Source organism: Bradyrhizobium sp. 157, assembly GCF_023073815.1.
GTDB lineage: Bacteria > Pseudomonadota > Alphaproteobacteria > Rhizobiales > Xanthobacteraceae > Bradyrhizobium.
Map to the genome: position 1 here is coordinate 343,209 of NZ_JADPKF010000120.1, position 22,766 is coordinate 365,974.

Annotated in this window: 21 protein-coding genes and 1 pseudogene; 8 read left to right on the forward strand and 14 right to left on the reverse strand. The window is 57.0% G+C overall.

What is annotated here, in order from left to right; genetic code table 11:
* Positions 1–41 precede the first annotated feature (41 nt).
* From IVA95_RS37265 to IVA95_RS37275, 3 genes are read right to left on the reverse strand one after another with little or no spacing between them, the layout of a single operon-like run.
* Positions 42–1,463: a hypothetical protein gene (locus IVA95_RS37265; protein WP_247515049.1), complete on the reverse strand. Its 1,422-nt coding sequence runs from the start codon at positions 1,461–1,463 to the stop codon at positions 42–44.
* Between the two features lie 57 nt (positions 1,464–1,520).
* Entirely contained in the window at positions 1,521–2,333 is an 813-nt protein-coding gene (locus tag IVA95_RS37270) for an FkbM family methyltransferase (RefSeq protein ID WP_247515050.1), read from the reverse strand.
* 11 nt (positions 2,334–2,344) lie between these two features.
* Positions 2,345–2,482, reverse strand: a complete 138-nt coding sequence (locus IVA95_RS37275; RefSeq protein ID WP_247515051.1) for a hypothetical protein — start codon at positions 2,480–2,482, stop codon at positions 2,345–2,347.
* Positions 2,483–2,526: 44 nt separating this feature from the next.
* On the opposite strand from IVA95_RS37275, the gene IVA95_RS37280 reads away from it, so the two are divergent.
* Positions 2,527–3,585 carry an acyltransferase gene (locus IVA95_RS37280; protein ID WP_247515052.1) on the forward strand — a complete coding sequence of 353 codons (1,059 nt, stop codon included), beginning with the start codon at positions 2,527–2,529 and terminating at the stop codon, positions 3,583–3,585.
* A 102-nt stretch (positions 3,586–3,687) separates the two neighbouring features.
* Here IVA95_RS37280 and gspG read toward each other — a convergent pair whose 3' ends face one another.
* Entirely contained in the window at positions 3,688–4,230 is a 543-nt protein-coding gene (gene gspG, locus IVA95_RS37285) for a type II secretion system major pseudopilin GspG (RefSeq protein ID WP_247515053.1), read from the reverse strand.
* A 124-nt stretch (positions 4,231–4,354) separates the two neighbouring features.
* Positions 4,355–5,026 carry a PEPxxWA-CTERM sorting domain-containing protein gene (locus IVA95_RS37290; protein WP_247515054.1) on the reverse strand — a complete coding sequence of 224 codons (672 nt, stop codon included), beginning with the start codon at positions 5,024–5,026 and terminating at the stop codon, positions 4,355–4,357.
* A gap of 579 nt (positions 5,027–5,605) precedes the next feature.
* Here IVA95_RS37290 and IVA95_RS37295 point away from each other — a divergent pair.
* From IVA95_RS37295 to IVA95_RS37315, 5 genes are all read left to right on the forward strand, one after another.
* Positions 5,606–6,775 carry a nodulation protein NodZ gene (locus IVA95_RS37295; RefSeq protein ID WP_247515055.1) on the forward strand — a complete coding sequence of 390 codons (1,170 nt, stop codon included), beginning with the start codon at positions 5,606–5,608 and terminating at the stop codon, positions 6,773–6,775.
* Between the two features lie 248 nt (positions 6,776–7,023).
* Entirely contained in the window at positions 7,024–10,134 is a 3,111-nt protein-coding gene (locus tag IVA95_RS37300) for an efflux RND transporter permease subunit (protein ID WP_247515056.1), read from the forward strand.
* Positions 10,135–10,324: 190 nt separating this feature from the next.
* Entirely contained in the window at positions 10,325–11,308 is a 984-nt protein-coding gene (locus tag IVA95_RS37305) for a glycosyltransferase family 2 protein (RefSeq protein WP_247515057.1), read from the forward strand.
* A gap of 1,238 nt (positions 11,309–12,546) precedes the next feature.
* Positions 12,547–13,071, forward strand: a complete 525-nt coding sequence (locus IVA95_RS37310; protein ID WP_247515058.1) for a hypothetical protein — start codon at positions 12,547–12,549, stop codon at positions 13,069–13,071.
* Between the two features lie 277 nt (positions 13,072–13,348).
* A complete protein-coding gene (locus tag IVA95_RS37315; protein ID WP_247515059.1) occupies positions 13,349–13,510 on the forward strand; it encodes a hypothetical protein in 162 nt (53 codons plus the stop codon).
* Positions 13,511–13,659: 149 nt separating this feature from the next.
* Here the strand turns inward: IVA95_RS37315 and IVA95_RS37320 are convergent, their stop codons facing one another.
* Together IVA95_RS37320 and IVA95_RS39235 are read right to left on the reverse strand one after the other, a co-directional pair.
* Positions 13,660–13,965: a hypothetical protein gene (locus IVA95_RS37320; protein WP_247515060.1), complete on the reverse strand. Its 306-nt coding sequence runs from the start codon at positions 13,963–13,965 to the stop codon at positions 13,660–13,662.
* Between the two features lie 61 nt (positions 13,966–14,026).
* A pseudogene (locus tag IVA95_RS39235) lies at positions 14,027–14,278 on the reverse strand (PilZ domain-containing protein); the annotation flags it as partial.
* Positions 14,279–14,469: 191 nt separating this feature from the next.
* On the opposite strand from IVA95_RS39235, the gene IVA95_RS38635 reads away from it, so the two are divergent.
* The gene (locus IVA95_RS38635; RefSeq protein WP_247515062.1) at positions 14,470–14,886 is read left to right on the forward strand and encodes a VanZ family protein; all 417 of its coding nucleotides are present in this window, start codon (positions 14,470–14,472) and stop codon (positions 14,884–14,886) included.
* A 223-nt stretch (positions 14,887–15,109) separates the two neighbouring features.
* Here IVA95_RS38635 and IVA95_RS37335 read toward each other — a convergent pair whose 3' ends face one another.
* The 5 genes from IVA95_RS37335 to IVA95_RS37355 all read right to left on the reverse strand — a co-directional run bounded on the left by IVA95_RS37335 (position 15,110) and on the right by IVA95_RS37355 (position 19,625).
* Complete coding sequence (locus tag IVA95_RS37335; protein ID WP_247515063.1) at positions 15,110–15,289, reverse strand: hypothetical protein; 180 nt, start codon at positions 15,287–15,289, stop codon at positions 15,110–15,112.
* Between the two features lie 424 nt (positions 15,290–15,713).
* Positions 15,714–16,277, reverse strand: a complete 564-nt coding sequence (locus tag IVA95_RS37340) for a hypothetical protein (protein WP_247515064.1) — start codon at positions 16,275–16,277, stop codon at positions 15,714–15,716.
* Positions 16,274–17,395 (reverse strand): ERF family protein, encoded by a 1,122-nt coding sequence (locus IVA95_RS37345; RefSeq protein WP_247515065.1) that lies wholly within the window; start codon positions 17,393–17,395, stop codon positions 16,274–16,276. The genes IVA95_RS37340 and IVA95_RS37345 overlap by 4 nt, the downstream gene beginning before the upstream one ends.
* A complete protein-coding gene (locus tag IVA95_RS37350; protein ID WP_247515066.1) occupies positions 17,379–18,242 on the reverse strand; it encodes a YqaJ viral recombinase family protein in 864 nt (287 codons plus the stop codon). The genes IVA95_RS37345 and IVA95_RS37350 overlap by 17 nt, the downstream gene beginning before the upstream one ends.
* 1,137 nt (positions 18,243–19,379) lie before the next feature.
* Positions 19,380–19,625, reverse strand: a complete 246-nt coding sequence (locus IVA95_RS37355; RefSeq protein ID WP_247515145.1) for a helix-turn-helix transcriptional regulator — start codon at positions 19,623–19,625, stop codon at positions 19,380–19,382.
* 170 nt (positions 19,626–19,795) lie between these two features.
* Between IVA95_RS37355 and IVA95_RS37360 the strand changes: the two genes are divergently transcribed.
* Complete coding sequence (locus tag IVA95_RS37360) at positions 19,796–20,833, forward strand: restriction endonuclease (protein WP_247515067.1); 1,038 nt, start codon at positions 19,796–19,798, stop codon at positions 20,831–20,833.
* A gap of 61 nt (positions 20,834–20,894) precedes the next feature.
* Here IVA95_RS37360 and IVA95_RS37365 read toward each other — a convergent pair whose 3' ends face one another.
* Both IVA95_RS37365 and IVA95_RS37370 read right to left on the reverse strand, forming a co-directional pair.
* Positions 20,895–22,226, reverse strand: coding sequence for a DNA methyltransferase (locus IVA95_RS37365; RefSeq protein ID WP_247515068.1), 1,332 nt, complete (start codon positions 22,224–22,226; stop codon positions 20,895–20,897).
* An 82-nt stretch (positions 22,227–22,308) separates the two neighbouring features.
* Positions 22,309–22,749 carry a hypothetical protein gene (locus tag IVA95_RS37370; RefSeq protein ID WP_247515069.1) on the reverse strand — a complete coding sequence of 147 codons (441 nt, stop codon included), beginning with the start codon at positions 22,747–22,749 and terminating at the stop codon, positions 22,309–22,311.
* Positions 22,750–22,766: the final 17 nt, after the last annotated feature.

The window sequence follows — 22,766 nt, forward strand, 5'->3', positions numbered from 1 at the left end:
GATTAACCTTATCGCCAGGGACAACCCTCGTTGATAGCGGGCTATGCCTCTGTCATTCTACTACTGGACACGCGTACGTTTGAGCTTCCGTCTACTCTCGCCATTTTTCGACATCGAGCCTGATGGGAAGAGGCTTCAATCCATCCAAACAGCGCTCCCGATAACAACCAAGCCCATGGATTGATCGATGAATTGGGCAATTGATCAATCAACCTCACAGCCTGAATCAGCACAAGAGCCCCAAAGAAGACTGCCGCCCTGCGACTACCGACATGCCTGAGGCCACCAATCGCAAGGAAGATCGGAATTGCAAGCAATCCAAATTCGCAGATAAAACCAAAGGCGCCAAATTGGCCAAATGTAATGATCCAGCGTCCATCTGTGACGCTTTGATCTCCGTATTCGTTGTATACTCTGTTACGCCCATAACGCCCCCATCCAAACCAAAAACGCTCTGAAGCTTTGGCAAGGAGCTCGTCTTCATTCTTGAAACGAAACTGAAGCGACTCAGCGCGATCGGTGCTGAAGGTGCTCGCAATATCGACTAGCGCCTTGCTTGGAAATAAGTCGAAAGCTCGTGTAACCGGGTAAGTCAGTCCAATGATCGCTAGAGTGAGTGCAACACGGATCTGGGCTTTCGGGCTGGCCCACCTGACAAGCGGCGCGAGAGTAAAGCCATACAGAAACGCCCCAACGCTTTTGCAAAGCAAAAGCACAACACCCAAGTATCCGGCCACGATGCCCGGAGGTAGATTGATCGTTCTGATGTTTAAGCGCCAGAATGCGCTTGCTGCGATCAAGCACGTCATCAAGAAGAAAGATGCTAGGAGCCCATGCCCAACAAACACCATTGGGCGAAACCCATCTCCTCGAATCGCCTGCGCGAACTGACTCGGATAATATCCGTATATCCAATAGTGAAGTTGCGGACTCATACGCACTTCGAAGAGCATCAATATTGAATAAAGGGCGCCAGCCACGACAAGCACCAGAAGAACGTCAGAAATGTCTCGCGTGCTCCTGAAAATCTGCCTGCCGACTAGAAAAGGTGAGAAGAGGATAAACTGAGATATGAATGCCGAGCTAGCGTCGTAGAGACCAACACCAGGAAGGACCCGATCGGCAGCATAGATCGGATCGCCATTCAATATAGACGTAACGAATGGACTGACGAAATAGCCGAGCAGCAATAGGTTTGCAAAGCCTGAGGAAGTCAGTGGTGTCGGTATGCGCCGGAGCGAAAAGATCACTCCAACCAACGCCGTGAGGCTGCCAACTGTGTTCTTGTCAATAGCAGGAACCATCTCAAACTTGATCGACAACCCTGAGGGCAAGAGCAGATCTGCACCCAGAATTGAAATCGCGAGGGCTATCGGCGGACGCAGGACGAAGAAGAGAACAATGCCAACAAATGGCCAGCAAAATAGAGCGAGGTACGCAAGAAAGTTCGCTCCACTGTGCATGCTATCTCGCTCGCGCGATTGGGATGGAGGGTATTTCTGTAGACAGCTGCTTCAACATCAGCATGCGTCTTGCTTTGCTCGGGATCCAGCTTCTGTCTCCTTTGGAACTCCAAGGAAGTTAAAAGCTCGAAATGGATAAATCCCGCACTTCTTGAATTCATCAAAGGCAAGTGGCCCCTTCTTGTGGATGAAGTCCGAGAAGGTAAACACGTCATATCCGTAGGTTTCGAAGCAGTCGAATAAATCTCTACGCTCAACTCCAACTTCAGCAAGACTGAAATCCGGACCACATTCGAATATAATGAATGGCCTGGCTCGACTAATATACCCCGCGCCGCCACGCAGAGCGCTTAGTTCACCACCCTCAATATCTATTTTAATGAGGTCTACCCGCGGAAGCTCCAGGCTATCCAACGTCCGCGTCGCCACGGTAATCGACCGCGCCAGTTGCGAGCGGCGATCAGCTTGAAGTCTGCTGTACCCGGGCGCATCGTCTCTTTCTTCAAAAAACGCCTCGCCATTCTTGTCAGAGAGTGCCAATTCCAGAACTCTTACGTTCTTAAACTTTTGTCGAAGCCACGCTGCTTTGGTCGGTGACGCCTCAATCGCAATCGACCTGCCGTTCGGAGAGTACTTCATGGCCAAACTTAGGAAAGAACCAATATGGCACCCTATGTCGAGGACGGAAGATGATGGCTGGAGGATCTGCGACAGTATCTTTGGCAGCAAAACCTCTTCAAGAGACAACTCCTGCAGTTCGGGAAATCGTAGAAACCGCAGCACGTCGGCCACGCGACGGATCTTCTTGAAGACGAACTCCAACGGCGAGCCGATAATCGCAGACTTTAATCGCAATACACTGAGGTTCATAAGGACTTCCACTAGTGTCCAATAGCTTTAAAGGCGACATACTCTGCCGAAACAAAAGACAAGAGCCATGCAAGTGGTGCAACAACCGTCATGGCAAACTCTTTTGAGTAATACCCCCCTTTGAATAGTGGTTTTTCGGTGATATTCATCGTCGCGACCTTTTGAAGCAAGATCTTAGGCCAATTTAACCATAATGAATTATATCAAATCGCTTGATGGTGTTCGAGCTCTCGCGATAGCTCTGGTAATTCTATTTCATCTTGGTTTGTTTCTGCCTGGCTGGGTAGGTGTACAGCTATTCTTTGTGCTGTCCGGCTACTTGATAACGAGCATCCTTCTGACAGAAAGGAAACAGAGTCTAGGAGATTATCTCAGGCGATTCTATTGGCGACGCTCGCTCCGAATATTTCCTCTTTATTTCACCTTTCTCGCGGTCGCGTCGGTGGTGTTCGCGATGACCGGACTACCATCATCGTTTGGGGCAGACAGGATATTTCTATTCACCTATACGACTAACTTTGGTCGGCTTCTCGAAAAGGATATCGGCCCGACGTTCGTCCACTTTTGGTCGTTAGCGGTGGAGGAGCAGTTCTATCTAATCTGGCCACTCCTCGTGTGGATGGCTCCGCGTCCCCTATTCAAACTTCTTGTCATTCTGCTGATCGTGCTTACACCTCTTGCGCGCTTCCTTCTTTACCTTCTTTTCGCAGGCCACGACGACGATTGGATTGGCCGAAACATCTACTCGATAACGTTTTCGCAATTTGATGCCTTTGCCATCGGAGCAGCTATTTCTCTTTGGAAGCTGTATGAATGGAAGCGCGCCGCGTTGCTGGCTGCTAGCCTTACCGCGCTTGCCGCGACGCTTGGATTATCTGTCCTGATTTACCAGCATATCGCTTACCGCGCAGCGATTAAGTGGAGCTTTGGTTACTCCATGTACCTAATGCCCGGATATGGGTTTGTGTGGGGATATTCAATTATCAACCTCCTTTCAGCTTCGCTTATAGTGCTCGCGATGCAACGACATTGGACATGTCGACCCCTCGAGTGGGGACCTGTCGTCCATGTTGGTCGGATATCTTATGGGCTTTATGTGCTCCATATGCCGGTCTTGAGGCTCGTGAACGAAGTTCCGCTAGCGAACGTGACCCGAGAACTGCTTTTTGGGATCGTCTTGATTGCGAGCGCACATCTTAGCTTTCGCTACCTGGAGAAACCTTTCCTGAAGTGGAAATCACTTGTCCAGTGAGGGGACACTTCGGTCAGAGCCGAGCGCCTTGGAGTTTGAAACCACAACGTTTCAACCAACGAACGGATACCTTGGAACTCGTTATCGCAATCGGAACTTCGACTAGCCTCCCGACGTTCGGAATGACGATGATTGGGCCGCAGAAGCAGCAGCCTTGCCGGTCGGCCCTAGCGAATAGACCTCGTATTGACCGTCGGAGATGGCGTATTGATACGGTCGCCCCCAAGGATCGAGCAGGTTCTTCGCCTTCTTCAGATACGGGCCGTTCCAGCGCGGCGCCTCCGGCGGCGCCTCGACTAGGGCTTTCAGCCCGGCGCTGGCGCTCGGATAGGCGCCGTTCTCCATGTAATAGAGCTCGAGCGCGGTGCCGATATTCTCGATCTGCAACTGCACCGACTGAGTCTTGGCCTTGCCGAAATATCCCATGAGCTGCGGCGTGGCGGTTGCGGTCAGAACCGCTAGAATGCCCATCACGACGAGCAGTTCGAGCAGCGTGTAGCCCGCGTCCTTCCGCCTTCGACGGCGCTCCATTTGGCCACCGCCGCGAAGCCTGGCTTGTCCCTTTTCCATCGTCGTAAACATGGTGATTGCGCCCCGGGTCCGTTTCTTGCGGATCTCGCGATCATCCTCCGGGTCCACGGTCACCAAAAGGTTTCACGAGGTGGAACAGCTCCACCAAGGGTCAATTTGAAGTAAATCAACGAGAAAAAATTGCGCAGAAAAATAGGCCGCCTTTCGGCGGCCTATTCTACAAGCAGTGAATGAGCAATCAAGCCAAACGGAAGGGCGTCGGCGTCGTCCTTCGGCGGTAGGCCAGGAAGCCGATACCCATGAAGCCCATGATCATCATCGCCCAGGTCGCCGGCTCCGGGACGTTGGCTGTGATGCCGATGTTGTCGACCACGAAGTCAGCAGCCGCGGTTGCAGACCCTCCCCCGAGAGGATTGAAGTTAAGATTGAACGAATAGGGCGACGCGCCGGCAACGAAGACGCCCGAATAGTTCGTCCATCCGGCACCCAAGCTCTTGGCTGTAAAGACCGGGGAAAGGCTGCCTGCCGTCGACGATTGAAGAAGAGCGTCGAAGGGATTGCGCGTTCCATTAGTGGGTGCGTAGATATTGTAGCTGACCGTGTAGGCCGTGCCGGCAGCCAAAACGACCGACTGCGATATAGACTGCGCAGCGAAATCCGAAACGAAGTACACGCCATACTGACCGCCGCCGGGCGCCGCAGGAATACTTTCACCAAAGGCTCCCGTCGGATACGGGCTGGACTGCCCGTAGGCAATCACGACCGGAGCGTACTGCGGATCAGTCCCCGAAACGACCGTCCAGTCGGAAAAACCCGATTCAAAACCACCATTAATGATAGCCGCGCTTGCCCCACTGGAAGACAAAATGAGCGCAGATACAACAGCTCCGAAAATGTTGGATCGCTTCATACTAACCCCTCTTATTGAAAATTAAATCCTGTTTACTCATACTGAGCCGACGAGGAAGAGTCAACAGACTATTAATGCGAGGCTGAACTTTAGATTTAGTACCCAGAACAGCTCGCCTTGACGGCATTTGCAGCTAAAAGAGGCACTTTATCCGCCAAAAAGGGCTGCGACTCAGCTAAAATCAGCGCTTTGACACCATTTCCGCCGATCACAAACTAGTTGCTCTGGATTTAATCCAGTACACGGCTTCCGAGTATCCTATATAAATGTATTTAATTTGAATATAAGCGCGTGCTGCGCGAGCTAACTAGACGAATCGGCATGCTGGGGACGTCGGCGGAACGTCAAGCTACACTTTGTGAGATTCCAAAGATAGGGTAACCGCAAATCTAAAGCGAGATCTTAAATTATTGCGGCGTGGTGCTGTTGCGACTTGCAGCGTCGATTCTGAAATGGGAGCGTTGCTCGAAGTAAGGTTAAGTCCGATATATTGTTGCGACCATTCAGATCGATTGCGCATGTAGTCGGTTGAAGCGCGCTGGCAACGCGGCTGGTTCCCAATGTCGACCGAAAAATAGCATGAAAAAGCAGCATTTCTTGGCCGGCGCTGTCACACAGATTGGCCAAAGCCTCGTGGTTGCAAGGCACTGCTTTGGCGGGATTGGTGATCATCTCTCGTGTTTGATCGGTGCATGGTGGCTTGCACGGCGCGCCGGTCGGACATTGGTTGTGGACTGGCGGGGATCTCGATTCAACTCAGACCCGACCATGAGCCGCAACTGCTTTTTCAACTATTTTGAGCCTCGGCAGACACTGGGAGGGGTTCGGGTTATCGCTGACGATACCGTCGGAAACCTCCAATACCTGACGCCGATATGGCCGGAAAAATGGACGCCGGCCAGCCTCGCAAGCTCAAATCACCTAAAGCACAGCGCGGACGAGCTAGCTGCGGTAAACGGCCTCGTTACGTCAGACAAAAACCCGACCGAACCGACCATTGTTTTAGACCAATGGGTCGAGCCTCCTCCCCCGCCCGAAATGGTGAGATTGCTTTTGACCGAGCTCCGCCTCGCCAACCCGATGCGCACCGAGGCGCAGCAATTTTGGGATCAGCAGGTCGGCTCCGCGTTCGCCGTGGGCATCCACATCCGTCACGGCAATGGCGAGAACGTGGGAGCACGGGCTGCCTACTGGCTTGGGCCCACCGCTTTGGCGCGTCAGCTATCAATGAACGCGCGCAACGATGTCCACCGACCGGGCCTGTCTGGCCGGTTTTCGGACAATATGCCTGCTTCGCTCGTGGGAACGTCGAGCCAAGCAGCGGCGGAAAGGAGATTCTGCCGTAAAGTTGCAGCAGATTTCCGTGCCTTTACTCAAAAGCTCAATATCTCTAATGCGGTGCCATTCTTATTCTGCGATTCGATGCAGATCATTAAAACCATGCGCGAGTTCTTGCCGACCCTCGTCGTCCGGCCGAAGCTGCTCCCCGGAAAGGGGGACGGCCCGCTCCACCAGTTTGAGGCCAACACCACAGGCCAAGTCACGCAGGACGGCATACGCGGCGGGACCGTGGCAGAGCAGATCACGCTCGACATGTTCGTTGAACTTGACCTCATGCAGCGCTGTCAGGCGCTAATGTACATGGATAGCGGCTTCTCCATTCTCGCAAGAACAAAGCTCGATCAAAGCCATCAGCTCCGCCTCCAGCCAAATCGCATCAACAGGCTGATCACCCGGGCGATGTCGTAGCATCGAGGCGACAGTGCCTTCGCGAGTCAACCGGTCGATTTTAACGTCCAGCGCCCAGTTTAAACCTGCGCACTGCACGGGGCGCAAATTACCCTCGACCGGTGAGCTTCCGTTCGGCATTCTCAACCCCGCTCGGAGTATCACGAACTTCGAAAAGCTAATTTAAATGGCGGATGATTAGTCGCTAAAACGCTTGCTTCTCCGGGCAATGCATTCTTCTCTTGGAGTAATAGGGCAGGAAAGCAGCCGTGGCATCGATCTCCGAGCCCTTTATCCGACGGCCGGTTGGCACCACGCTGCTGGCGATTGGGCTCTTTCTGGTCGGCATCGTCGCCTATGCCTTCCTGCCGGTCTCGGCGGTTCCCAACGTCGACTTTCCGATGATCCGGGTGCTCGCCAACCGCCCGGGCGCGGATCCCGCCGTGATGGCGGCGACCGTTGCCGCGCCGCTGGAGCGCCGGCTCGGGCAGATCGCCGGCATCGAGCAGATCACCTCGACCAGTTCGCTCGGCAACACCAGCATCCAGCTACAATTCTCGATCGGCCGCAACATCGACCGCGCCGCGCGCGACGTGCAGGCGGCGATCAACGCCTCGCTCGTGGACCTACCGAGCGACCTGCCGATGCTGCCGCGGTTCCGGAAAGCGAACCCCTCGGCGACGCCGATGTTCGTGCTGGCACTGACATCGAAGACATTGACGACCAGCGCTATGTACGACGTTGCCGACACCGTGATCGCGCAGCGTATCTCGCAGGTGCCGGGCGTCGGCGAAGTCACCGTCTCGGGCGCCGATCAGCCGGCAGTGCGGATAGCGCTCAATCCGGTGGCGCTGTCGAATGCAGGGATTGCGACCGACGACGTGCGGCTCGCCATCATCAACGCCAATCCGCTGGGGCCGGTCGGGATTTTCCATGGCGGCCGCCAGAGCGAGACGATTTCGACCAACCGGCAGATGCGCACCGCGGCCGAATTCCGCGACATTATCGTCAAGAGCTCCGCCGGCAATTTCGTTCGCCTGGCCGATGTCGCCGAAGTCGAGGATTCCGTCCGCAACCACCGCTCGATCGCCTGGTTCAACAAGCAGCCGGCGGTCCTGATCCAGATCACCAAGCAGAGCGAGGCCAACGTGATCGACACCGTCGACCGCGTAAAAGCCTTGCTGCCGGAGCTGAAGCGATGGCTGCCCGCCGGCCTGGAGATATCGACGTTGGTCGACCGCACCACGACGATCCGCGCCAGCGTGCTGGACATGCAGTTCACGCTGCTGGCGGCTGCGTTTCTGGTCATGATGGTCGTGTTCGTCTTCCTGCGGCGGCTGACGCCGACGATTGCGGCCGGCGTCTCGGTGCCGCTCGCGCTGGCTGGCACCTGCGCCGGCATGTGGCTCGCCGGTTTCTCGATCGACAATCTGTCGCTGATGGCGCTGGCGATCTCGGTCGGCTTCGTGGTCGACGACGCCATCGTCATGATTGAGAACATGCACCGCAACCTCGAACGCGGCATGGCGCCCTATCCGGCCGCGCTGGAAGGCGCCAAGCAGATCGGCTTTACGGTGCTGTCGATCAGCCTATCCTTGATCGCAGCGTTCACGCCGCTGATCTTCATGGACGGCATCGTCGGGAGATTGCTGCGCGAGTTCTCGCTGACGCTGACCTTTGCCGTATTGGTCTCGACCTTGGTCTCGCTCACGGTCACGCCGATGATCTGCGCGCATTACATCAAGCAGACCAGCTCCAGCCGCACGACCCGGTTCGATCGGCTGGTCGAGGGCACGCTGTCGCGCATGGTTTCCTTTTACAGCTGGACACTGCGGGCGGTGCTGGGTTTTCCGTTCCTGACCCTGATCGTGTTCTTCGCCACCATCGCGCTGACGGTGGTGCTCTACATCAATATCCCGAAGGGCTATTTTCCGATCGACGACAGCGGCCTGATCGTCGGAGCCTCGCAAAGTTCGTCGGACACTTCGTTCCAGTCGATGACCCGATTTCAGCAGCAGCTCGAAAACGCCATCGAATCCGACGACGCCGTCGCCGGGGTTGGATCGATCCTCGGCAGCATGACGGCGAACCGGGGGTTGTTCTTCATCAGCCTCAAGCCGCCACAGGAGCGACCTGGGCTGACCACCCAACTCGTGATCGACCGGTTGCGCAAGAAGCTGGAAACGATGCCGGGCGTGCGGCTCTATATGTTTGCCGCGCAGGATGTTCGTGCCGGCGGACGTCAAAGCAGCTCCAACTACCAATACACGGTATCAAGCGTCGACGTCGATCTGCTCAGGAAGTGGGCCCCGATCGTCGCCAAACGTATGGAAACGGTTGAGGGCATCACCGACATCTCCACCGACCGCGACTCCGCCGGGCTGCAGCTCACGCTGGCGATCGACCGCAATGCCGCCGCCACGCTCGGGGTCCGCGTCAAGGACATCGACGACGCCTTGAACAACGCGTTTGCGCAGCGGCAGATTTCGATCATCTATACCCAGCGCAACCAATACATGGTGGTGCTGGAGATCGACCCGAAGTTCCAGAGCGATCCTGCCAACCTCGAGCGCATCTTTGTGGCGGGCGCCAACGACGCGCAGGTGCCGCTGTCGGCTGTCGTTCGCTACGACCGCAGCCTGGCATCGCTGGCGATCAATCATACCCAGTCGATCCCGTCGGCCACGGTGTCGTTCAACCTCGTTCCCAACGTGCCACTCCAGGTCGCGATCTCGAACATCCAGCGCGCGGTCGAAGAACTGCATATGCCGGAAGGCATTCGCGGCAGTTTTGACGGCAATGCCGGCGATTTCAACAAGACCAGCGGGCGGCAGCCGCTGCTGATCCTCGGCGCGCTGGTGGCGATGTATATCGTGCTAGGTGTGCTCTATGAGAGCCTCGCCCATCCGATCACGATCATCTCGACGTTGCCGTCCGCAGGGCTCGGCGCACTGCTGGCGCTGCAGGTGACCAACACGCCGCTCACCGTGATCGCCTTCGTCGGAATCATTCTTCTCATCGGCATCGTCAAGAAGAACGGCATCATGATGGTGGATTTCGCGCTCGATGCCGAGCGCCACCGTGGCCTGTCGTCGGCGGAGGCGATTTTCGAGGCGTGCCGCGCCCGCTTCCGGCCGATCCTGATGACAACGATGGCGGCGCTGTTTGCCGGCATTCCGCTGGTCATCGCGACCGGCCCCGGCACCGAGCTGCGCCGGCCGCTCGGCATCACCATCATCGGCGGATTGTTGGTTTCGCAAATCCTGACGCTGTACACGACGCCGGTGATCTACCTCCTGATCGACCGGCTGCGCCGAATGCTGGCATCCCGCGGCACGCTGTCGCCGGTGTCGACATCGATTCCGCCGGCATTGCGATAACGACCGCCAGGATGGAAAGATTGGCGACTTGCCAGGCCCGGCTCACCCCCGGGTCTTTTAACACCGCAGGCACAAAGGGCCGGCTTTAAGGTTTATGCCAATGCATTAAACAAAGCCCCAAAGATGTCTTTTCTTTTCTGATCCGCAAGATTTATGATCGCCGATTGTTTGCACCGATTGGTCTCATACCGTGAAATTGCTCGTCGTCATTGTTAACTACCGCGTCACCCAGCTTGCGATTGATTGCCTGCATTCGGTCGCCAAGGAAATCGCCAGCGTCCCCGGCATCCACGTCGCGATCTGTGAGAATGGATCGGGAGATGGTTCCGCCGCACTCCTGCGGAGGGCGATCGACGACAATGGCTGGTCATCCTGGTGCACCCTCAAGGTGCTCGACGTGAACCTCGGATTCACCGGCGGCAATAATGCGATCCTGCGACCAGCGCTGGAATCGGCCGACAAGCCGGAATATTTCTTGTTGCTCAACTCCGATACCATCGTCCGGCCGAACGCCTTCAAGACACTTGTCGACTTCATGGACACGAACCCGCAAGTCGGTATCGCCGGCAGCCGGCTCGAAGATCCCGATGGCACGCCGCAACGGTCCGCATTCCGCTTTCAAACGCCGCTCGGAGAGTTCGAGGCCAGCCTGAAGCTGGGGTTGGTCAGCAAGCTCTTGAGCCGCTGGGTGGTGGCCCCACCCGTGGTCGACCATGCCTTCGAGACGGATTGGGTTTCCGGCGCCAGCATGATCATCCGGCGCGAGACGATGGAAGCGACGGGATTGCTCGATGAGGGCTTCTTCACCTATTTCGACGACATCGACTATTGCTTCAATGCCAAAAAGCAGGGCTGGCCCACCTGGTACGTTCCCACAAGCCGTGTGGTCCACCTCGTGGGCCAGTCGACCGGCGTGAACAACAAGCCCAAGCGTTTGCCATCCTATCTCCTGGAAGCTCGCCGGCGTCACTTCCTGAAGAACCACGGCGTGTTTTACGCTGCCATGGTCGACATTTGCAGAATTGTAGGCCTGTCGCTCTGGCGGCTGCGGGTCATTCTCACGGGGAAGGAAGACACCACACCTCCTCAGCACCTTTCCGATTCAATCCGGCACAGCGTGTTTTTCAAAGGTTTTGAGGTCACCGACGTCAAGAATCCGGCCTTGACTTCGTGATTTTCAAATCCGATCCGGAATCGCGTTATGTCCGTCGATGAGATTGATCGAAGCCTTCTGTGTAGCACGGCCGGACGCCGGCCCCCGCATTCATCGAGAGTTCTGGCGTTCGCGGGTGCAGGACATCGGCGTGCGGCTCAGAGATGAGTTCGACATGGCTGACCCATCAACCATCTCGACGAACGGTTCGGCATAGCCACTCTCTTCCACAAGAAACAGCGCCGGGAGCACGGCGGCATTCCCGACATGGTTGCCAATTCAGCCAACAATACCCTGCCTTCCGGACTTGATCCGTCAGCTCAACCATTCGGCCTCCTGGGAATCGATCCTGGCGCGACTGTCCTGGAGATAGAGGCTGCCCTCGCCCACGCACGGGAGATGCATATCTGGCCCGAGACTAGCCTGGCCGAAGCCCAGGCAGCTATCCTGGACCCGGTCCGGCGCCTGCCGAGCGAACTCTCCTATCCCCTCGGCAGCACGCCCGATCGCGTCGATCTCTTTTTCACCGAACTGCCCGCCGATGTTTCCGACGAAGATATTTTGCGAACGTCATCCCGGCTTTCTCCGATCGCAAGAGCCAATTTCATTGCGCGCTACGTGGCTCGCCGGAGTGCATCGTGCGAACTGCTCGTTGGCTTGATTGACGCGCACAATTCCATCGATGTCCTGGAAATCTATCAGGTCCTGCAGGCGCTCCGATATCGAGCCGGTTGGCCGCCGCCCTCGCTGGCGAGTGTGAGGGATGGGTTGAATAATCTCCTGAATGCGCATTGGGTGGCCGCTATCGGAGCATACGATCCACTTGAAAGGGCAGCAGAGCCGTTGCTGCAGTCCTGGAAACGGGCAAACGGCCGCTCATCCAAACGCACTCCCTCCTGCTGGAGGCCCATCGGCGCGCAACTGCGCAGATGCGCTTCAAGGCCGATCAGCAGGTCGATAGTGCCAGCCAGGCACTGCAACGACAACCGGGTGACGCGTCCTCGGTCGAGAACCTTGCTGAAGCGCTGCAGCTCTGGTCCTCGATCTGGAGCCTCTGCTGTTGGCGAACGCGCACGAGGGGATCAGCGACCCGGGAGCGAACATCACCCCCGATCGCATCTTTGACCTGCTCGGCGATCTCTGCCGCCACCGGCATTACCCTACGGCGCAGCAGGTTCTGGATCACGCGCTCGTCGCTTTCGGGGTCAATTCCGGATGCGGCTGCACGCCTCGCCGAAGTCGGGGAAATACTGTGCGAAATGCTGCATGCCAGTTCGACCGCTATCATGCAGGACCAGAACGTTGCGGTGCCGGTCGAGAGCGGCCGCTTCCCCCACGTAAAAGCCGCGCTCGCGGCTTCGGCGCTGCTGGTCATGCTTGGCTTGTTGGTGGCGTATCGGGCTCTCGACAGGGGAGCGGCATTCTTTGTCGTCTCAGCACCCAATCCACCTCAGCAGGAGACCGAGCCGGAGTTGCTTCCTCCCGTAGGCAAGGGCCAGCGCTTCGCGCGAGAATACGTCCGCTACTGCCGATTTCAGGAAGAGCGGCTGCGTATCGTGAAGCGACACGTACAAGGCCGCGAGGACATCCGCGCCTATAACGCGCTTGCCAATGACTACAATTCACGCTGCTCCGATTTCTTCTATCAGGACGAAGACCTCAAACTGGTGAAGGACGAAGTGATAACGAAGCAAAAACTCCTTGAGGCCGACGCCGAGCGTATCCTTTCGACCTGGTCATGGCGCGCCAACGCCGGCAGGGCACCTGCTGTATCACCCAGGTAACCAGTCCGGATGTGCTGTCTCTCAGCTTTCATCATTCGGAGTTAAGCTGCATCCGTTTGTGGATCGCGCTACTTTCCGCAGAACGGCAGCGCTGGTTCGACCCTCTGAGATCGACGGAGCATTACTCCAAGCGTCCGAACAGAGTTCCCGATTTAACCTTTTGCGCGTGCATCAAGCTTAACGCGCGAGTCGCGTTGCGGACGACCCGTAAGAAACTATGGTTGCTTTCGAGTTGCCATATTCGGCCAAATTGATTGCATGAACTGTGGAGCATTGTGTGAAACGTCAGCGTTTGAGCAAACCCAAAAGTATCGATGAATTGCCGAAGAAATCGCTGAGCGACCGGTACGCAGAAGTGTTGAGGCTGCGCCAGGCCGTCTTTCGGACTCAGGCCGCGCTACGGGCGCCGGCCGGCGTCAATCGACTTGCCTCGAAGTGACATCATGCGTTCAAGGGTTGCCAGGCTCGTCTACCTGTTTGCCATCACCGCAGCCATGATCGGCTGGTCGTGGTTGCTTCTGCACAGCCTCGCCTGGGCGTTTGATTTCTAAGGCGCGCGAACGGGATCGGGCCGGATCGAGCCTAGCGTCAATCGCAGATCCTAACCGCTCTTTGTCGCCAGCCTCTCGCGGTCCATACCCGACGCAGCACATAGCAAGCGTCAACACGGCGATAAGCCCATGGACCATACTCGGCATACTCGCCATAGCCGAACGGATAATCGTAGCCGTCGTCAAACGGATGACCGTAGAGGCGCGCGTAGCCATAGCCGCCGGGATAGCCAAGGCCGCGAAATCCCGGGACGACAATGAGTGTTCCGCCTGCTGCCGCAATGTCCGGCGCGATCGTAAGTGCCAGGCAAAGCGCAAGCAGAGCTGAATGGGCCTTACGCATATTCCGGTGTCCTTGCGCTGCCCCGCGGAGCGGAATCCTGTGTCGGCGCCGCGACCAGATGATCGATAAACTGGGCACCGAACTCGCATCCGATGCGCCACGCCAGCCGGCACAGCCGCGGGCGGCCTGTTGAAAGAATCAGCGTGAACTCATCGGGCACATCGAGATTTTCGGCGATCACCCGCACACCGCCATCGGAGATATCCGTAATTGTGCAATCGCGTGACAGAGTGCCGGCCCCGAACTGAATCTTTACCGCCCCGTCACAGGAGCGACGCTCGCTTTTTCGCCGTTCCGCAAACACCCGACCCATCCGCAGTTGATTTTGTCTCTTGGCAATCTTATCGCAAATCCCTTGGACTTCGCCTAAGCGATCGGAGCGCAATCAATGATTTCCCTTATCGGAAAGTTTACCGCCGATGACCGCAAGGCCCGTCAAATCCCTGACCTGCCAGTCCGGGGTAAGGTTAAAGATCCTATTATCTCGAAAGAAACTTTGTCCCAGTGCAGAACGCCAAGATGAAGAAACGTATTACTCGGCTGGCCATGGCTGCGGCATGGATCGCGGTCATCGCGATCGCCTATGCGACGCTGACGCATGTCGGTTTTGTCTATGCCATCTATTTCAAGCTCTCGCCGTACCTGATGCGTCCCGAGATGCAAACCTATGCTCATTTCGAGCACGTGATCGCCTTTGCCCTCCTCGGTGCTCTCTTCGGTGTCGCTTATCCGCGCCGCCCGATTCTTGTTTGCTGCATCGTGTTCGGCGCTGCGGCGTTTCTGGAGATCGCGCAGACCCTGACACCGGACCGACACGGCACATTGATCGATGCGTTGGAGAAAATGGCAGGCGGCGCGGCGGGGATCCTGTTCGCTCGAATCGCCCAGCGGCCATGGTCTGCCAAGGACCGGGCGTCCTGAAATTGGGGCTACCCCGATTTAAATTTGCTAGCTCAGGATCGAACGTCCAATTTCACCACGCACGGCCGCGGAACCTGCGGGTGCAATGAATCCTCCTCAAAATTCATAAAAAATGCATGGTTTTCTCTACGGTGGCGCAAACATGCATCGCAATCTAGAGTGCATCTGAACAGCGCGTCTACTTGGTAACCGACGAGATTGCAACCGCGATTGCTTCACTCGTTCAGTCGGTTTCGCCTTTATTGTGTGGCAAGAGCGGCCTTAAGAATTGGGCAAGATGGCCGCTTACGTATAGATATCCTTTTATTCCCGCGGCTCGCGCTGCTTCTAGATCACTCGGCTTGTCGCCTAAGAGAATGCTACCGGTGATCTCGACTGGACGCTCCAAGAGATGGTTGATCATCCCGGGCCCGGGCTTGCGCCGGTGGCTTACCCGGCGATACCGTTTTATCAATGCGTCGGGATAGTAAGGGCAGTATTCGAACGCGTCTATGTGATCTTCGCCAAATCGGCCGCCATCCAATTATGTAATGCTTCAACGTGAGTTTCTTCGCAAAGGCCCCTGGCCACGCCTGATTGATTCCCTAACTACCAATACATAGCATCCCGCGTCGTTAGCGGCCTTTACCGCTCCCCGTGCCCCATCTATCCACCTCAGCTTACTGATCTCGAAAACATACCCTCCTCATTCAGCACTCCGTCTGTGTCGAAGAAAACTGCTGGTCTCTTCAATTTATCACCTTGAATCATGTTACTTTTCCAGGAATTCAGAACTCCGAAGACCATGAGCAGGAAGGTTTGCAAAGCGGGCGTCCTGGGCCAGGTTCTTAGCACGGGCCTCTTGGTTGACGTCGAATCTTTAGTTCGCGGAGGAGAGACAAACGCCGGCTCTGCGCGCTATTGAGCAGCGCCTCGAAGACCAAGAAGACGTCGCGCGCTTGGAGATAGACTTGCGTGTTGATCGCATTCGAATCGTAGCCATAGGCTGCAAGTCGTGCCTCGATCTCGCGCCTCGCCGTTGGATTGACTCGCCAGTTCAGTGCGTTTCGCCGGATATGGTTGACGGCGACGGGCTCAATCTCAGGCGGTATTCCTGCCAGATCGATATGGTGCAAACTCTGTGCAATTGCGTTTTCGCGATAGTGTTCCAACAGTTTGTGCCGCAATACCCGATATCGTTGGATCTCCCAGGACAATTCCACCATGTCGATCGCCAGAAGCCACTCGATCGCGGATTGTGGTGCTAACTCGGCGAATATTGCTTGACGCATTAGCTGATATTTTTCGAGTGATTCACCCGGCAGAAGCAAGGGCGGGGGCGAGAGGGCCTCGAGCTCCGCGGGCAAGGTGGCTAGTTTAAAGGTTTGAGCGGTACCAAAGGGCGCATTCATGTTGCGAGTCTGTCGACCAGTGTAGTGTGGGAGGGGGTAGCCGGGGGCCCATCTTGGCCGACGGCCTGGCTTGCGTTCCACAATTGCTCAGCAACAGGCATTGGCGCGATCTGCATGTTCGCCCACCAGGCCTTCTCGTTACCGTGGCGATGCAAATCCTGGTGGTGCATACGGCAGAGCGGCACCGTGAATTCATCGCTAACCTTGCGTCCCAGGGCTCTTGGTTGCGCGAACTTGAGGTGGTGTGGGTCCGACGGGGTTTGTTGGCAGATCAGGCAAGGCTGTCCTCGCACGAATGATAGATGTGCTTTGCTTCGCTTACGCACTGGGTCCTTTGGCAAAGCGAGCATGGCCGTGTCTTGTGCGACGTTGCGATCGGACGGGTCCCGTTGTGAGCCTCTGCCTGTTGTATCCGCTACGGGAAATGCGGCTTCTGCAAGCTTCCGCTGGTAGGCCGCCTCGATAGATCGGGCATCCGCCTCGAGCAGCGTGTTCTTCCGGGGCAGCCCGTCTTTGGCCCAGGCGAGCAGCTCGTGCTCGGCTGTCAAGCTACCGATCTCACCCAGCATTTGGTCTCGCGTCTGGGCGGACTGATCTTGGCCAAGCGGTGGGAGATGATGCAAAACTGGCTTGTCGTGTTTGCCGCTGTGACCGCTGCCAGCTCTTGGCTTGGGCGGCGGTGACCCGACCAAGACATCCGGTGCATCGAGGTCGTCCTCACCCGCAATACCTACCAGTGCGAACAGCGCATAACGCCTCGCATAGGTTAAAGCGGCTCCCATGCGATGCGGCGCCTCAGTATCCTTTGCGGCACAGATCGGCCAGTCGGCGGAGATCCATTCGCCGGAGGAATGCGCAAGTAGCGTAGTCAAGTGAACCTGCCCGGATTGCAGGTCGACCCGAGTAGTTTGGATCGTTGCGATCTCCTGCCGGCTTAAGGCCTTCCGCACGATATCGAGACCGCTTGCCAGGGAGGCGTAACGAAAGGTGCGCTCCTCCTCGCGCGGAAAGGGTGAGCGGATGGTAGCAACCAGGTTCTTCTCCGGATTAGTCAGTTCGGCTTGGGCTTTCGCAAGCGCAGCCGCAATTGAGCCAATGCGCTCACTCGACTGGTGCATTGGCGCTTTCCGTCTGAACGGGGTCGAAGCTGATCGCGCCTGCTTTTGTGCGTTTGGCCCGGATGCCGTGTCCAACCGCCTGTTTGGCATCCTCGGGCACGAGCTTCTTAAGCTCAGCCTTTGCGGTCTCGTGATCCTGGTGAGCTAAGCGAGTCTGCAAGTATGTTGCTGCAAGCTCCGCCCACAGGTTGGACGAGGTCATATCGACGACCCTGACCGCTTCGAGCCGGGGGCGCGGCGGTTCAATCCCGAACAGGTGCGGCGGCTCACCGGTCTGCACGCAGCGCCAGAATTTCTTCTCAGCGGTTAGAAGGAGATGTTGGTAGAGCGGATCGGCGTGCAGCTTGAGCTCCACCCATTTGCCGCCACCGGTGATGATTGAAAGCACGGCGGAACGCGCGGCCATCACCCACATGTTGTGCTGCAGCTGCGCCATGTGTTTCTCGGCCGCCGCCTCTTCAGTGAAGGCCCAGGGCAGCATGAACTTGGCCTCGAACACAGCGCCGGTCTGTTCGACGATGCCATCGAGCGTTGCTGCCATCCATTTGTGGACGGGATGGCGTACTCGCCGCTGGACGTCCTTGACAGTCTGACCGGTGGAGCGCTGATACCAGGAGCGGTTCAGCTCTTCTGTGACGGTGCCGAGCTGAACGACAAGGTTAGTAGAAAAGTCGGGTGGATCGGCCTCCCCGCGCTTCTCTCGCCAGAGACGAAGGAGGTCCGCATCGTCATTGCCCATGATGATACGGGCATCCGAGCCGCCGATGAAATGACGCCGGTCGTTCGGGTTGAATTTGAAGACTTGAAGCTTCGGCGTTTCGGCGCCATCGGTCTGAACAGCACTCACCGCTATCTCCTACTCAAAGCAGCGCGGCGTTACTCGCCGCACTGCCTTAAGCCCCGCTGTTGCGAGGTGAGATGCCGCTGCTTCTGTGCTCCCGGCCGAATCAGTAACGCTCCATTCGGAGGCGAATGCCAGTCCTTTCTGCAGCAAGATTGTTGCTCTTTTCTGCAGTAAGATTGCTTGCGAGCCGCCCTTGAAGCGCGGCGGTCAAAGAAGCACGATAGCGGCCGGACAGGTGAGGACTTAAGGAATGGCATCCGAACGACAAATCGAAGCCAATCGAAAGAACGCTAAGCGAAGTACCGGCCCCAAGACCCGCTTAGGAAAGGCTAAATCGCGTCGCAATGCATTCTGCCACGGTTTATCGCAGCCGACGTCGGGCGACGATTCGGTCGTAGAGGCGCTTACTAACGCAATTATGGACGGCGCCAAGCGGTGTGATGGAGACGCTACCGAGCTTGTCCGAGCCACGCTGCAGCTAAGACGGATCGGCATCGTTCGACATGGGCTTCTCGTCGCACTCCTAGAGTCCCGAAAGGCGAAATGGGCTAAGCGGCTGCGCGGCCTGGAGCGCTATGAGCGCGCCGCCTTCGCGAAGCAGAAACGGGCACTCCGAATTGACAACGAACCAATGAGGTAAGCCACAGCTGACAAAACGAAGCCAATCGAACAACGGAGTTGATAGCAGTGGTGTCGGCAGCGAAGGCCCGACCTCATATGGCCAGGGCAGCCCGAGTGAATGGTAACGCAAGGAGAAGTCAAATCTAGCCAAGCATTTTGAAATCGAAATGTCGCCAAAGCGACGCGAATATGTTCTGAACTCTCCGGACTTCAGGTGAAACCGGAGCGCCGACGGAAGAACATTAGCCTCTGATGCAGAGTGGATCGAGCGGGGCATCAACAACTTGCCTCATGCCATTGCGCAAGGCGAAAGGAAGCAGCGCAAGCGCGCAAGGCTTGGTGCCTTGTGCTGGTCGAAGCGTCAAACATGATGAGGCGGTCCGGTAGCACGGAACAGGGTTTATGGGGCGGGGCGGGTTTGATCGCCGCCTTCCCTAGAAAATCTCCTTTCGCTTAGCGGTATCTTGCGTCTCTCACCGTGGGTATTTGGTACCGTTTTTTGACGCTCGCTTGTATGTCCTACTTGCCCTTGGTTCGCACGAATTGCCTGAACAGCTTGGTAGGGTCAACCTCAAGTGCCTCGGCGATTGCGATGAATTCGATCACGTCGAGGCGCCGTTCACCACCCTCATATTTGGCGACGAAGGATTGCGGTTTGCCGATTCTCTTGGCCAGCGCATGCTGGCGAATGCCGGCCTTATGTCGCGCTGCGACAAGAAGCTCGATAAGGCGCCGATACTCGGCAGATTTCAGGGATTTTTGCATCGCCGCCGGCGTTCGCGATTCGAACGCCAAGCAATTTGATCCCGAGTTCGGATTATCCCAAAAAGGGATAATCATTAACTTTGATCGTCTAGTTTTCCGGCCAGGCGCTCGACTTCCCCGCCGAAGCACGCGAAGTGGTCGGCGGTTGAATGTTTTAAGGGTTTGCCTAGATGCCCAAGAAGAATAGGGCCGCATCGCGGCTAGAGGCGCGGCGTCGCGAGCCGGCTATTGTTTGCCGTATGGGTGTCTCGACGGCCGAGCGCGCGCTTGGCAGGTCAATAGCTCTCAAGGTTGGCGCCGTGCGCTACATTAAACTCGGCGAAGGGGGAAAGTGGGCGGCTGAAGCGTTGCGGAACGATATCTTGCCGTTCGGCTATCGTGCGGTAGATCACGCCGCCTGCGTGGCAGGTAATTGGGAAAAAGTACGCCAGCAGCTCATTGCCATGGGCCGAAAAAATGGCGGCGTGGGGCAGGGTCTGCGCGAGTTGAAGGATTTTTATCAGCTCGGTAGCGACACGCTATGGTTTACCATCGCAGATGGTCATGTCTGGTGGACATTTGCGGAGACCTGCGTACTCGAAGGTCACAAGAATGATCTTGATGCACCATCGCGATTTCGTCGCACAACGGGCGGCTGGCGAAACACTAGCTTAAGCGGAATTCCTCTCGGTATCCGCAGCCTGAGTTCCGCCCTTATCAGCACTGCGAATTACCAGATGACGCTTTGCGCGGTAAAGCAGGCCAATTATTTGCTAAGGCGAATCCAAGGTGAAAGTGAGCCGTTGCGGGAAAAGGCCGAGACGCTGATCTCGCATCTAACGGCGACCACCGAGGGCATGATCCGTAAGCTTGATTGGAAGGACTTCGAAACCTTAGTCGATTTGATTTTCCACCGCGGGGGCTGGCAACGCATCAGCCAACTTGGAGGTGAGCAGGCCGATGTCGATTTGGTCCTAAGGCAGCCGATCTCCGGTGAAACCGCATGGGTGCAGATCAAATCGCGCTCGTCGCAGGCCGAATTCGAGGACTATCTCGGCCGTTTCAGGCGCGACGGAAATTATGATCATTTTTTCTTTGTCTATCACAGCGCCCCCAAGCCGCTTCGGCCGTCGGCGGATCCAAGAGTGCATCTCTGGCCCGCCGCGAAAATAGCCAGCGCCGCGATCGATGCCGGTCTTCTCAAGTGGCTTTCCGATCGCATGACCTAGCTTGCCTCAAACCGCGTGCAAAGAACTTGGTGCTTGCGCATGCGGTGCCATTTTGCCGGATCTAGGCCTGCGGGTTGCTGGAGCTAGCTAGGTGCTTGGACTCGAACGTCTTGCCAGTTGCTTGCAACACCGCTTTCAAGCCGCAGGTTGCCTGGAGGCGGCGCAGGATGACGTCGCAATATTTCGGGTCAAGCTCGATAGCGTAGCCGACCCGTCCGGTCCGCTCCGCCGCCACAAGCGTTGTCCCCGAGCCGGCGAACGGGTCTAATATGGCGTCCTTGCGCTGCGAGCAATCGCGTATTGCGTCCTCGACCAAAGCGACAGGCTTGACGGTTGGATGCAACACGAGATCCGAGCGGCCGTCACCAAAGCCGCTTACACCGGGATAATTCCAGATGTTGGTTCGGTTGCGGCCGTACTTGCCCAGTTCCATGTTATTTCGATGCGGCGCCGTTCCTGACTTGAAGACGCAGACAAGCTCATGTTGCGAGCGGTAGAACGAGCCCATGCCAGCGTTGGTCTTGGCCCAGACGCAGATATTTTTGAGCTCGGTGTAGGCTTGCTCGCCGGCAGTTAGCATTTGTCCGATGTGACGCCAATCGATGCATTGAAAGTGAATCGCGCCGTCCTCGGAACAGGCGGCGAGCTGGCGGAAGACGCAGGTGAGAAAGCCGATGAATTCGGGCTCCGACATTTCGCCTGCGGCCATTGCGAATTCGCGATGCTGAACTTTACCGAGCCCGCAGACGTGCCCGGCAATCGGCACGTTATAGGGCGGATCGGAGAAGACCATTTGCACGCGCTGCTGCCCCAGAAGCGCCTGGTAGGTCTCGGGCGTGGTCGCATCGCCGCAGATCAGCCGGTGCTTGCCGATCTGCCAGATATCACCGAGCCGGCTAATAGCCGGTCCTTTGGCGGGCTCGACAAGTTGATCCGCCTCGTCGGGTTGCGTTCCGCCTACCTCGTCGATCAAGATGTCGATCTCGGACGCTTCAAATCCCGTAATCGACACATCGATATCGATGTCAAGCTCCGATAGATAGCGAAGCTCGAGGCCGAGCAAAGCCCGATCCCAGCCGGCATTTTCAGCAAGCTTGTTGTCGGCAATGACATAGGCGCGAATTTCCGCTTCGCTCATATCCGACAGCCGGACCGTTGGGACCTCAGAGAGGCCGATTGTCTTGGCGGCCTGGAGGCGGCCGTGGCCTGCAATGACGCCATTGTGGTCGTCGACCAGGACAGGATTGGTAAAACCAAATCTTCGGATCGCGGTCGCGATTTGGGCGATCTGTTTGCTGGAGTGGGTGCGGGGATTTGTGGAGCGCGGCTTGAGTTCGGAGGTTTGTTGATAGCCGATCGTAAGCTGGCGATGGCGGTGTAGGATTTCGGACATTTTGGTCTCCCTTGTGGCTTGGATGCACAAGGGAGAGCCGTACCGGCCCTTGAGGCGCCGATCATTCAGGACAATAGGGGCGCTATTTTTCTGAAGACACGCGATTCAAAAAGGATCGCCAGCTGATATGAAGGTGCCATCGTTGGACTACGATTTTCGCAGCGCGTTCGTGAGGCGGTCCGCACCACCAGTCCTTACCGCGCAGGATCGACCAGCCTCCAAGACCAGAAGTCTTTTTCCGCCGCGTAAGCCAGCCGAGCCATGCCTGGTAATCTTGCTTGGCCGCTGCGAGCCGACATTGCGACAGAAAGGAATCCTTAGGACGGCCAGGCTTTCGCTTCAGCTCGCCCCTTAAGCTCTTTGCGATGAGGTCCATGAACCAGAGGGGCGGATTGCTAGGGTTGGCCTCCAGGGTGTCAGCCAGCTGGTCCGGCGTGGGGATCTCGCCGTTTTGAAGAAGCCGTTTGCAGTTCTGAAGGCTAGTTGCATCGAAGAGATCGTAGAGGTTGGGTTGATCGGCCATTAGGTTTGCCCGGTTTG